Source organism: Prolinoborus fasciculus (assembly GCF_056724605.1).
On sequence record NZ_JBWZQN010000008.1, the window covers coordinates 61,889 to 74,145 of the forward strand.

At 41.9% G+C, this 12,257-nt stretch carries 10 protein-coding genes; 3 read left to right on the top strand and 7 right to left on the bottom strand.

Features of this window, described 5'->3' with window-relative positions; genetic code table 11:
* Positions 1-23 precede the first annotated feature (23 nt).
* From AC1P5O_RS03325 to cxpE, 4 genes are all read right to left on the bottom strand, one after another.
* Positions 24-2,435, bottom strand: a complete 2,412-nt coding sequence (locus tag AC1P5O_RS03325; RefSeq protein ID WP_262472335.1) for a CSLREA domain-containing protein — start codon at positions 2,433-2,435, stop codon at positions 24-26.
* 9 nt (positions 2,436-2,444) lie between these two features.
* The gene (gene rbtA / locus AC1P5O_RS03330) at positions 2,445-4,244 is read right to left on the bottom strand and encodes a rhombotarget A (RefSeq protein WP_262466854.1); all 1,800 of its coding nucleotides are present in this window, start codon (positions 4,242-4,244) and stop codon (positions 2,445-2,447) included.
* A 120-nt stretch (positions 4,245-4,364) separates the two neighbouring features.
* Positions 4,365-5,069, bottom strand: coding sequence for a DnaA regulatory inactivator Hda (gene hda, locus AC1P5O_RS03335; RefSeq protein ID WP_004279125.1), 705 nt, complete (start codon positions 5,067-5,069; stop codon positions 4,365-4,367).
* 14 nt (positions 5,070-5,083) lie between these two features.
* The gene (cxpE, locus tag AC1P5O_RS03340; protein ID WP_004279126.1) at positions 5,084-6,304 is read right to left on the bottom strand and encodes a chloramphenicol efflux transporter CxpE; all 1,221 of its coding nucleotides are present in this window, start codon (positions 6,302-6,304) and stop codon (positions 5,084-5,086) included.
* Positions 6,305-6,439: 135 nt separating this feature from the next.
* Here cxpE and purM point away from each other — a divergent pair, with 135 nt between their 5' ends.
* Positions 6,440-7,510, top strand: coding sequence for a phosphoribosylformylglycinamidine cyclo-ligase (purM, locus tag AC1P5O_RS03345; protein ID WP_004279128.1), 1,071 nt, complete (start codon positions 6,440-6,442; stop codon positions 7,508-7,510).
* A 6-nt stretch (positions 7,511-7,516) separates the two neighbouring features.
* A complete protein-coding gene (gene purN / locus AC1P5O_RS03350) occupies positions 7,517-8,146 on the top strand; it encodes a phosphoribosylglycinamide formyltransferase (RefSeq protein WP_004279130.1) in 630 nt (209 codons plus the stop codon).
* 65 nt (positions 8,147-8,211) lie between these two features.
* Here purN and AC1P5O_RS03355 read toward each other — a convergent pair whose 3' ends face one another.
* Both AC1P5O_RS03355 and sppA read right to left on the bottom strand, forming a co-directional pair.
* Positions 8,212-9,015: an alpha/beta fold hydrolase gene (locus AC1P5O_RS03355; RefSeq protein ID WP_004279132.1), complete on the bottom strand. Its 804-nt coding sequence runs from the start codon at positions 9,013-9,015 to the stop codon at positions 8,212-8,214.
* The gene (sppA, locus tag AC1P5O_RS03360; protein WP_262466853.1) at positions 9,012-10,034 is read right to left on the bottom strand and encodes a signal peptide peptidase SppA; all 1,023 of its coding nucleotides are present in this window, start codon (positions 10,032-10,034) and stop codon (positions 9,012-9,014) included. The genes AC1P5O_RS03355 and sppA overlap by 4 nt, the downstream gene beginning before the upstream one ends.
* A 126-nt stretch (positions 10,035-10,160) precedes the next feature.
* Here sppA and AC1P5O_RS03365 point away from each other — a divergent pair, with 126 nt between their 5' ends.
* Positions 10,161-11,135 (top strand): lysophospholipid acyltransferase family protein, encoded by a 975-nt coding sequence (locus tag AC1P5O_RS03365; protein ID WP_262466852.1) that lies wholly within the window; start codon positions 10,161-10,163, stop codon positions 11,133-11,135.
* On the opposite strand, the gene AC1P5O_RS03370 is transcribed toward AC1P5O_RS03365, so the two are convergent.
* Positions 11,124-12,104 (bottom strand): MBL fold metallo-hydrolase, encoded by a 981-nt coding sequence (locus tag AC1P5O_RS03370; protein ID WP_262466851.1) that lies wholly within the window; start codon positions 12,102-12,104, stop codon positions 11,124-11,126. The two genes, AC1P5O_RS03365 and AC1P5O_RS03370, sit on opposite strands and share 12 nt — an antisense overlap.
* Positions 12,105-12,257 lie beyond the last annotated feature (153 nt).

A 12,257-nucleotide genomic window follows, 5' to 3' on the forward strand; every position in this document is an offset into this window, starting at 1 on the left:
TTTTTTGATGTTTCAATCATATTTTATTTTCTTAAGCGGCGATAAGCTGCGAGCCCTAATAATCCTAGTAACCCCCACATTCCAACTGCCCCACCACCACTTGAGGACGTATTCGTATTTTTAACTGTATTACGTAACAAGATTGTTGCTTTTTCTGACATTTTTTCATCAGCATCAAAAATCGCATAATCCATGCTGTAATTTGCCTGGCTTAAATTATTTTTTACACTAAATGTCAGCTGTCCACCATAACAGGTCTGATTTTGGTAGGTATCAGGACAGGCTCCTTGTCGCTCTGCCTTCAGTGAAACTCCCGCAGGCAGCTTAACAATATGAATCGGGATCTCTTTTCCATCTTTATCTTGATAAAAAGCCGACTTTCCTGATGGTAGAGGCCCATCCCCATCATCACTATCATTTTCAAGCGGATTTACCATCACTGTAAGATTATTCTCTGGACTAAGCCGATATTCATCATCTTTTGCAATTGGTGCAATGTTGTTAAAAGCTGCTCTTAAGAGGCCAGCACTGCTTACACCTGTAGCCTGGTCTTTAAGTGTATAACTACAGAACTCCATATCAACCGAACTGGTCTGCTTACCATCAGTGCGATACATCATGATCCGGTTTAAATCAGGTTTCCACTCACATTTAAGATTTGGATCATTGGGATTTCCTTCCACAGTGGTCGAATTACCAGTACCAATTAACTTACCAACACCTAAAGTTTTTACACTGACCTCATAATTTTCTGAATTTAAGGCTTTAATTTGAATCTTATCATTGGTTAGAGTTTCTTGAGGCATAGCCAAGATAAAAGGATTAATATAGATTGCACGATATTTCTGATATTGCTTGGTATATTTAAGCAAATCCTGATAACTTTTCAATTCTTCCTTTAAACCAGGAAGCTCATTTTCTGGAGTATTTTTATCAGCAATGATTTCTTCGAGATCATCTATATTCTCCTGATAAAAGTCATTGAGTTCTACCAAACTCTTATTTTGCAAGTCCGTAATATCGGCTGCAGTCAAACGTCGGATTTCAACTGAGCCGATCTCGCAAGTATTTTTTGCACTTGGATCAAATGTTAATGTGGATCCAATCACACGATCAATACCACGCTGGTCTTGTTCAATACAGCCACTCACTCCGATATCTACCAAATCCGTTGCGGTCTGATTATCACGCGGGTAATATAGCCCTAAATAGCGATTATCAATAGCAGGCTCAATATAATTTGTTAATAAACTGCTGATTATATTGTTAGAGACATCAAGATTATTTGAAGTAGTATCTTCGTCTAATTCTGGCAATACGCAACGTGATGGCCCAGTCGTTTGAATTGCATTTCGAATTGTAGAAAATTCAACACGTTGTGCCTTGGTCGGATTCCCCTGATTTAAGGCATATTCACAAGACAGGCCTTGGTTAAAGGCTAAAACATTGAAATTAAAATATCTAAAACCGGTATTGTCATAAAATAAAGTAGATTGGGCTGTATTTTCAACAATAGTATTACTTAATGCAGTTAAACTGGAGAATTTACTGAGGGGACGATTAACTTCATTCGTCATACGCACAATATGTCCTGTGGTACTTGCAGTATTCTTCGCAATAGTAGAGTTAACAATTTCTACTGTGGCATAGCCACAAAAATCAATAATACTGTTAGTAGTGTCTGAACCGTTTTTAACAATACTACTGGAATTAATTTTCACATTGGTTTGAGTTGTCCCTAAATTTCCCTGACAGTCCATCGCCAAAACACTACCATATGAACTCGCCTGATTTTTTTGAATCAAAGAATCCTGAATGACAATATTCCTTTCCGTATTCATTGCTACACTATAAATCGCCCCACCTTCTGCAGCTGCTCGGGAATTTACTATTTCACTGGTATTAATACTTAAAGGCCCAGCTACATAAAAAGTACCGCCATTACCTTTATCCAAGGTATTTATTGCTGCATAACCATCCTTTAAGATCAGATGATGAATTTCCAGACTGGATTGGCTGGCCATACTATTAAATAATCTGGTTTTCCCCTGGCCTGAAATAGTACTTTTTAAAGCCTCCCGGGTTGGATATAACAGCGTAATCGGACTACGACTAGCATAGTTAAGCGGAGTTTTCCCATAAATTTTGAGCGCTGACTCTACGATCAGCTCTTTATCTAATTTGTACTCGCCTGCTTCAAGCTGAATCACATCTGCAGCTGAACCATCCAATCGAAGCGTACGTCCTACATTACATCCGCCATAAGATTTATCCAGTTTTGCAGTTTTAATGGCTTCTCGCAAAGAACAGGCATTATTATTCTCGCCATCTTCATCAGCAAAAGTAGTCACATATATCGTTTTATCTTCGGCTGCCATCAAACTCATGGCAGATAAAATCATGGCCGCAAGCAGTCCTTTTTTATAATTTTTCATGATTTTTCCTTAATCTTTTAATCCACGGCGTAAACCTATTAATCCGAGTAAAATCAGTAATCCACCACACCCCCATGAGCCGCCTGAAGTTTTGACTGCTTTGTCTTCCATTTCATTTTTTGGCTCCTGAACAATTTGAGTAGTAATAGTCAAATAAGGTTTACTTTTATTAAATCGTGTAGATGAGGTCACCACTTGTAGTTCGAAAATATCTGCTCCATGCCAGGTAGAATCGGGGGTATAAACGACATTGCCATGAATATCGATGATTGTTTTACCCTTGGAAGCTGTTTTGGTTTGTACCACTTTCAAACAGCCATCTTGCCAAGGCTCCCCCGTCGGATTCTGACCAACAATGGCATTACACTGTTCTTTTGGAATTAAATCACTATCTCCCAGATAAGATTCAATTGAAAACTTGGCAATTTCACCCTTTAACAGATCTTGTCCCACTAGACTGCCTGAAATTGGTATTGTGATTTCAACAGCACCTCGATCACAAAACAGATTATCCATCAAACGGTTGATCCCACGCTGATCTGCCGCCTCACATGCTACTGTTGGATTTGCCAGATTCAATCCTGTGCCTCTATTCACAATCGGCGATTCATTCACAAGGATATAGTTCAACAAAATTCGTGGACGCATATAACCGAGAAATTGTCCTTTAGGAACGCTGTATGGACAAAGTATGGCATTATTATTTTCTTCTAGGGTCTGACAAGCACCTTCACTTTTATCTGAGGATTCAGCAAAAAGTCGTGTACCATTCCAGAACTGGTTCGGCGCGACGGCATCCCCTACACCACACGAGGCTGTCAGCAGATTATTTTGCGACACAGACTTATCACCAGTGATAATTTGGCAATCCTGTGTACCATTTCTTAAAATAATACTATTCGCTACATAAGCTCTTCCATACGGTGCATGGATATTTAAAGCAGTATTTTCATTGTCAACTATGGTGAGATTATTCAATCCCATCCCGTCCAGGACATTAATAAATACACCCTTATTTTTTAGTATCGTACTACTTAATACCTCCCCACTAATACCTTGATCTTTACTGGAGTCAGCAAACTGTCCCGCGCTATAAATATTGGTCGCGGAATTATCCAGTGTCTGATTATTTTTAAGTACACTTTGATAAATGAGGAAAGCAGGTAGCTCGCTATACAGGATCCCGCCTCGTTGGGCTTTATTATTTTCGATCAGACTATTTTTAATTTGTGCACGGCTTGTTAAGTTCTGACCAAACTTGCCAGCATTATAAATTGCCCCACCCAAGTTGGCAGCAGCATTAAATAGATGGTTATATTCTAGAATTAGCTGACCTTTATTATAAATTAGGCCACCTTGTTCAGCACAACTGGTTTTACCACAGCCTTCAAGATCCAGTTCTTTCAAATTTAACTGAACCAATGTATCTGTACTGTTGATCCGGAAAAGGTTATCAGTACCTTTCATTTGAATATGAGCATTATGCAAGCCTAATGCTTTTTCATCCGTACTGAATTCGCCATCACTTTCTGCGACCGCACGGATGGTAAGAGATTTTTTAATCGCGATATGCTGGTTCAACACATAGGTATTTTTTTCTTTTAAAATAATGGTACTGGATGAGTTCTCCCCACCACACCCCATAAAACCTGATTTAGCTAAGCCACGGTTAACATACTCAACAGCTTCTCGAAGTGAACATTCCTTGTCATCTTTTTCAATATCTTCTGTAGTGGTTACAATAATATCTGCACTATACGACTGCCCCGCTATACATAGCAAAGCTATGCCTATGCTCTTCTTGAGCATAACCTTCTCCTTAATTTTTATTTCTTTCTTTTTCTTCTAAAGTTGCAGAATCCTTGCAACAGCGAATTATTTTGCCTTACTGTGTCATAGACTGAGTAATTACTCAAGAATTTTTATATTTTACCGATATTCGTCAATCAAGGCATATATCTGCCGCAGATTAGCATTGCTGACTTTCAATTTTTCCCCTTTAAGCAATTGAATAATCTGCTCTAATCTTTGAAGCAGCACTGAAGTTTGATGTGGCCCATGGCTTAGTAAATAGTCAAAGATTTGAGGGTCTAAATGGATCCCACGACGATCGAGTACCGAGGAAACCAGCGCATAGCGATCAGCATACAAACTGCCACTCGGAACACGGGTACTGACCGCCTGCGTGAGACGGGATTGTAAATCTGGCAATTCGAGTTTGAGTTCGATAGGTGCAAAACGTGACGAAAACACCAACTGCCCACCACCTTCATTATTATAATTAATCAAGTGAAATACTGCGCGTTGCCAATGGGGTACGCCACTAATCGCTTCGATATCATCAAGTGCTACCAGATCAAAACGATCTAGAGAAGTAATCGCCTCAGTCGGTGCATCTAAAAGTTCAAGCAAAGATACCTGAATTGCAGATTTACCCACTTCCAGATAAGAATCACAGATGGCAGACAACAAATGACTTTTACCTGTACCGGCTCCCCCATAGATATAAAATCGGTTGATCAGGCCTGCATGTAATTGCCGGATAGCATCAATGACATGCCCCCAACCCGGCCCTGAAAAATCACTGATTCGGGCATCGAGCTGAGGTTCTATATCTAACTGCAATTGACGCATACGATTTTTTGGCCTTATGAGTCTTTACGATGTGGATCATGAATTTTACTTGAGTTCTCCTCTGCTTGCAGCGGTTTTTTCTGTGGCTTTTTCATTTCAATATCAACATCTAAGTCTGCTGTTTCAATATTGATTGAACCGGTAGATGCATCTTGTATGATAACAGCCTGATCACCATAAAATGGCGTATGTTCATAATACTCACGGATATGCCGCAGCAGTACCACAATCACGGCTGCCACTGGTAAGGCAATCAGCATACCCAAGAATCCGGCCAGTTGCGCACCTGCCAGAACTGCAAATACTACAGCTACAGGAGAAAGACCAATTTTATCACCTAGTAAGAACGGTTGTAGGATATAGCCTTCTACAGCCTGACCCACCATGAATACAATCCCCACCAGTACCAGCTGCCACCAGTCGATTCCAAATTGGAAAAAGGTTGCAATGACTGCGGCAATAATTCCAACCGCAAAACCAAGATACGGAATGATACTGCACAATCCGGCAATCATCCCGATGATCAAGCCAATCTCCAGGCCAATCAGTTGCAGTCCCACTGCATAAACCACGCCCAACAGAACCATGACCAGGAACTGACCTTTGACAAAGGCACCTAAGACACTATGACATTCACTCACAATATTTAAGGTTGTTTTTTCATAAGGACGGGGAATCAGGCGGCGTAAGCTGTCCAGCATACGATCCCAATCCAGCAAGAAATAAAAGGCAATAATCGGAATCAGGACAATCGTGCCACCAATCTGGATAAAATTCAGGCCAGATTGTGCCAGTTTTAGCAGCATTGCCTGAATACTGTCCGCACTATAATTGGTCTGGACATAGTCCATTACGACTGAGGAAATCTGATCGGTATCGATTTCCATTGGTACCAGATTAAAGCTATCGGAAAGCCAAGGTAAGAACGTGTAATTGATCCAGTGAATCCCGGCCGGAATGCTATCACGCGCATACATCAGCTGCTGCCAGACTAGTGGCACCAGATACCACATCACCAATGTAACCACGATCCCAATCCCGATAAATACGATACTGATCGAGAGCCATCGAGCCAGCCCAATGCGGTGCAAAACATTAACCAAGGGGCTAAATAAATAAGCAATTAGAAAAGCTGCAACAAAAGGAACTACAACTGGTTTAAGCAGATATAAAACCCAAAGTATCAATGCTATACCAGCAAGTATAAGAATGCGCCGTAAAGTACGATCGACCATAGAATCTTGCCTTTTCTCTATTAATCATTCTAAAAATTAAAATATTTTAATAAAGATAGCATTTTAGGCCACAAATACCATAAGAGTTTTACATATTCAGGTTATAATCGCACCCGCGAATGCGGAGACTTCATTATGAGCAACTCAACTTCTACCCCAAACACTGGTTTAAGCTACAAAGATGCAGGTGTCGACATTGAGGCGGGCGACGCGTTAGTCGATCGTATCAAATCTGTCGCTAAGCGTACCTCACGTCCCGAAGTTATGGGCGGTCTAGGTGGCTTTGGTGCACTTTGTAAAATTCCTAAAGGTTATGAAGAACCTGTTCTCGTATCTGGCACAGATGGTGTTGGTACAAAATTACGTCTGGCACTGAATTTGAACCGTCATGACACAATTGGTCAAGACTTGGTTGCAATGTGCGTGAATGACCTTCTTGTCTGTGGTGCTGAACCACTGTTCTTCCTTGATTATTATGCAACTGGTCACTTAAATGTTGATGTTGCTGCAAATGTAGTCACTGGTATTGGCGCTGGTTGTGAACTTGCTGGCTGTGCATTAGTTGGCGGTGAAACTGCTGAAATGCCAGGCATGTATGAAGGCGAAGATTACGATCTTGCAGGTTTCTGTGTCGGTGTTGTTGAGCAAAGTAAAATTATTGATGGCTCTAAAGTCAAAGCGGGTGACATTTTAATTGGTGTAGCTTCTTCAGGTGCGCACTCAAACGGCTACTCACTGCTTCGTAAAATCCTGGACGTGAAAAACGTTGACCTGAATCAAATCGTCGATGGCCGCCCACTTGCAGATGTTGCAATGGAACCAACACGCATTTATGTAAAACCAATTCTTGAACTGTTAAAACACGTTGATGTCCATGCGATGGCACACATCACCGGTGGTGGTTTACCAGGTAACTTACCTCGCGTACTTCCAAACGGTGCTCAAGCGTTGGTAAATGAATCTTCTTGGGAATGGCCTGAGCTATTCAAACTTCTACAACGTGAAGGCGGCGTAGAACAATTTGAAATGTATCGTACTTTCAACTGTGGCGTCGGCATGGTGCTGGTTGTTGATGCAGCTGATGCAGACAAAACTGTTGAATTACTCAACCAGCTTGGCGAAAAAGCATGGGCGATGGGTCAGATTCAAGACAATGCTGAATCAGTTGCAGATGCAGACGAAAAAATTCGTGTGATCTTTGCGTAATTTCGCATGATTAAAATTGCTGTACTTGTTTCAGGTAGTGGATCAAATCTGCAAGCCTTGATTGATGCCAATCTTTCAGGGCAAATTGTGGGCGTGATTTCCAACAAACCTGAAGCCTTTGCTTTAACGCGTGCACAACAGGCAGGCATTCAGACTGCAGTTATTGAACACAAGCAATATCCAAACCGTGAAGCTTTTGATGATGTCATGCATCAACAGCTTTTGGACTGGGATGTGGATCTGGTGGTACTTGCCGGCTTTATGCGAATTTTAAGTGAAAAATTTGTGAAAGCCTGGGAAGGAAAAATGTTAAATATTCACCCTTCCCTGTTGCCTTATTATAAAGGCATGCATACGCATCAGCGTGTACTCAATACCGGTGATGTTCTGCACGGTTGTACGGTGCATTATGTTACGGCTGAACTGGATGCAGGCCAAGCGCTTGCCCAAGGTGTTCTCAAGGTTTCTCATCATGATACGGTAGAAAGTTTGGCAACACGTGTGCATAGCCTCGAGCATGTGATCTATCCACAAGTCGTAGAATGGATTTGTAGCGGAACGATTCAACATACTAAAGATGGTGTGTTATATCGAAATGAGAAAATGCAAGCGCCTGTTCAATTCTGCAAGTTCTAAAAAAATTTAGATATAAAAAAACGCATCCTCGGATGCGTTTTTTTATTTCCAATATATTCAATAATTCAAGCAGACTGTTGCTGAATCAGCTGTTTGACCAAGCCAGCTACTTGATCAGGTTGTTCCAATGGGAACATATGTCCACCATCCACCACGGTAAAAGGAATACCAAACTTCTTTTGCACTTGCTGCGGGAACTTGCGGGCCAGAAATGGACCTTTCTCGGCAACGACCAGATGCACAGGAATTTTTGGTTTTGCCTGAGGCAACCACCATAGCGACGGATTGGTTCTAAAGACTGCGACCTCATCCCTTTTAGGGATAGTGAGTTCTACTCCACCCCGGATGGGATCCTCCTGCAAGGCATGGTCAATATAAGCTTGGAAACAATCCGCATCAAAATCCTGATAAAAACCTTTAGGGCGCAGCAATTCAGCGGCTTGTTCACGTGAATCCCAATGGTCACGACGGCGTTTCGACAGACCTGCTGGAGACATTTTATCCAATGCTTTTAAGCGCAAAGTCTTTGCAATATGTAAGGCAAAGGCTTCTTTACCCATAATCATCGGCGGGTCCAGCATGATCATTTGCGAAAACAGCTCTGGGCGCTGCAAAGCCGCCTGCAGAGTTAACACGGATCCCAAAGAATGCCCCAGACCAATGACAGGTCGCCCATGTGACTGGCGCACAATACTATCAATCACTTGCTGGGTCAGGCTTTTCCAATGGTTATCAATCGGATAACGCTTATCTGGCCCTAAAAGCGGCACATAGATAATATCGTAATCATCTTGCAATCCATCAAACAGCTTTTTATAGACTTTGGATGGCACGCCATTGGCGTGCGCGAAATGAATCAGTGGTTTCATTGCAGTGTCGTGCTGTTTTCTGACTGAAGCTTCTGTGCAACCGAAGAAGCAATTCCATCCCCAATCGATGACCCCATACGACCCAAGACTGATTCAAATGGACTATATTCAATGGTGTAATTCAACGCTTTTTCAGTTTTCAGTTCACGTTTCAAGGTATTTAAGCTACCGATACGATCCGCAATACCTAATTTCACCGCCTGATCACCGGTCCAGAACAAGCCAGAGAAAATGGCAGGATCATTGGATTTCAACTTAGCCCCACGTCCCTGTTTCACTGCATTAATAAAGTGACCATGCACATTATCTAGCACACCCTGTACATGAGCTTTTTGCGCAGGATCAACTGGCTGAGTCATCGACAGTAAGGCTTTGTTTTCGCCTGAGGTCATAGTGCGATCTTCAACACCTAATTTTTGCAATAGATTAGTCACGCCATAATTCGGCATGATCACCCCAATTGAACCGACCAAGCTCGATGGATTGACAATAATTTCGTCCGCAGCTGAAGCAATATAATAAGCACCTGAAGCCCCAGTATCGCCAATCACGGCATACAGTTTTTTCCCAGGATACTGTTTTTTCAGATACTGAATTTCCTGCCAGATTTCATCCGACTGTACCGGCGAACCGCCAGGTGAGTTAATATTCAGCACCACTGCTTTACTTTGTTTATTTTCAAAGGCTTTTTTCAGTGATTTAATGGTATTGCTACTGTTGACACTCTGTTTGTCGGCTGCAATCGTACCCACAATGTCCACGACTGCGATATGAGAACCTGCACCAGTGCTGGCATCTGAAGAAACAGAACTACAGCTTTTGCCTAGCGCCAGAATCACCACAAGCAGATAAGCAAAAGTCAGAAATTTAAAGAAAATCCCCCAACGGCGTGCACGGCGCTGTTCTTCTACCGAAGCTAAAACCGCTTTTTCCAGCAGTTTCCATTCCGGACCAGTCGGTTGAACTGGCTGTTGCGTATTTTGTATTTGATTTTCAGGTTTTGGTGGCCAATCGGACATAAATAATCCAATAAATTGATTTATATTGAACCCATTATATACACTGAATCGGGTAATTCTGTCTAAACAAAACGTTTTCGCCTATAATAAATTTTGTTCTCTTTTTTTTGTACTTAGACGAAATCAATGACGAAACAGGGCTCACGGAATTCAGCTTACGGTTTACTCAAATACATTAGCCGCCAACCGCTTCCGGTTTCTCGCTGGATGGCCCGTCTTCTGGCCTTTATTGTGAACAGTTTTAAAGTCACTAAAACTTCGGAAGTCATTCGTCTGAACCTTGAAATCAGTCTTTCAGAACTGTCTGGTCAGGAACGTGAACAGATTAACCGTGCTGCGGTTCGCAATGAATTAATGTCATATTTCGAGTTCTTTACTATTTGGGGCTCAAGCAATCAGAAAAATCTTAAACGCGTTCATCGCGTTATTGGCGAAGATCTACTTCATGATGCATTGGCACAAAATAAAGGCCTCGTGTTAATCGTGCCGCACTTTGGTACCTGGGAAATCATGAATGCTTATATCGCCCAGTTCACTTCAATGACCATTATGTACAAACCGGTGAAAAATCAGGCTGCAGATCAATTTGTACGGGCCGCCCGTAGTCGTGAACAAGCGCATCTGGTGCCGACCGATGAATCTGGCGTTCGTCAGATTTTTAAGGCCTTAAAACAAGGCGGCACTACGGTCATCCTTCCTGATCATACCCCGAATATTGGTGGTGAATATATTCCTTATTTCGGTGTTCCTCTGGCCACGAGTAATTTGAGTGCCAAGCTGATTCAAAAGACCAAAGCGCGTGCCCTGTTTTTATATGCTCTACGTAATACTAAAGATGGATTCGATATCTTTATCGAAGCAGTTGATGAAAAAATTTATAATGGCAATGCCAATCAAGGCACACAAGTCATTATCAATAGTATTGAAAATTTAATTCGTCGCCATCCGGAACATTATCATTGGAGTTATAAACGCTTTAATGCGCATCAAGACTTGGGAAATCTCTACAAACTTGAGCATGAACAAGCTTTGGGCAAAGTAAATGCATTAAGAACTCAAGAACTACATAAAGTTTCGCCCATATTGGAATCAGTCACTTAAGGGCTGACGATACAACCACTGCCATTCATGTCGTTCGGCAGAAAGCACCAGTTTTGAGCCTTGTTGCTGGAAGTGCACACTCCCCTGTTCTGCTGTGGTCAATAAGGGAATATTAAGTGCTTTCAACCGTTGCTGGGTCAGTTGGCTCGGGTGGCCATAACGGTTAAATTTCCCAGCCGAGGCAATCGTCAATTTAGGCCGCAAAACTTCTAAAAATTGATAGGCTGAACTGTGCTGACTGCCATGATGCCCGAGTATCAGCACATCGACCTGAAGTTCGGGATAGTCTTGGAGCAGCTGATATTCAGTTTCCCAACCCGCATCCCCCGTCAGTAAAAAGTTTTGATACGGTCCGGCATTTTTAACTTGCAGATATATCACACAAGAGCGGTCGTTTTTATTGAAGTTTGGCGTATTTAACTGCTGCTGCCGAGGTGCCAGAATTTTAAAGTTAATCGTCTCAGACCATTGCCATTGCTGTCGTGCATAACAAAACTGAAAACTTGAAGAAGCAGCTGTTTCAGGCATCTGATTGGATGACACTTGTCGGATGTTTAGTTGATCTTTAATGCTGTGATATGCACCGCTATGGTCCTGATCCAGATGGGTCAAAATCAGTTGATCCAGTTCTCCAACACCTTGCACAGACAAAAATGGCATAATCACTTGCCGACCAATACTGAATTTTTCTTCATTATAATAACCGCCCATATCGATCATCATGCTCTTTTGCCCTTCCCGAATGAAGATGGCCTGTCCCTGCCCGACATCCAGAACAGACAGCTGAAATGCATGCTGATTAAGTTGAGGAATGCACAGTGGTAAACAGGCAAGTGCTGTCCAGCTTTTGGGTACTAAGCCCCGTGGTAAAAAGACAATTAACAAGCCCAAAATACATAGAGCAATCATCCAGACATTCATAGCCACCGGAATCAATTGGGGCGCAAACAGCTGATCAAGCAGATTCAAAAATGCCAGCAGTATATGAATAAAAACTCTGTACACGACAAAAATAGATAACTCATTGAAATAATGACATAATAATTGTTTTCTAACGACGAATACTATGACACATCTCAATGAGTTATATCTTATCTTAAACAAATATCTAAAATGGAACAA

Coding starts and splice junctions, on each gene's coding strand:
- AC1P5O_RS03325 (WP_262472335.1), bottom strand. CDS start 2,435: ATGAAAAATTATAAAAAAGGACTGCTTGCGGCCATGATTTTATCTGCC.
- rbtA (WP_262466854.1), bottom strand. CDS start 4,244: ATGCTCAAGAAGAGCATAGGCATAGCTTTGCTATGTATAGCGGGGCAG.
- purN (WP_004279130.1), top strand. CDS start 7,517: ATGATTAAAATTGCTGTACTTGTTTCAGGTAGTGGATCAAATCTGCAA.
- AC1P5O_RS03355 (WP_004279132.1), bottom strand. CDS start 9,015: ATGAAACCACTGATTCATTTCGCGCACGCCAATGGCGTGCCATCCAAA.
- sppA (WP_262466853.1), bottom strand. CDS start 10,034: ATGTCCGATTGGCCACCAAAACCTGAAAATCAAATACAAAATACGCAA.
- cxpE (WP_004279126.1), bottom strand. CDS start 6,304: ATGGTCGATCGTACTTTACGGCGCATTCTTATACTTGCTGGTATAGCA.
- purM (WP_004279128.1), top strand. CDS start 6,440: ATGAGCAACTCAACTTCTACCCCAAACACTGGTTTAAGCTACAAAGAT.
- AC1P5O_RS03365 (WP_262466852.1), top strand. CDS start 10,161: ATGACGAAACAGGGCTCACGGAATTCAGCTTACGGTTTACTCAAATAC.
- hda (WP_004279125.1), bottom strand. CDS start 5,069: ATGCGTCAATTGCAGTTAGATATAGAACCTCAGCTCGATGCCCGAATC.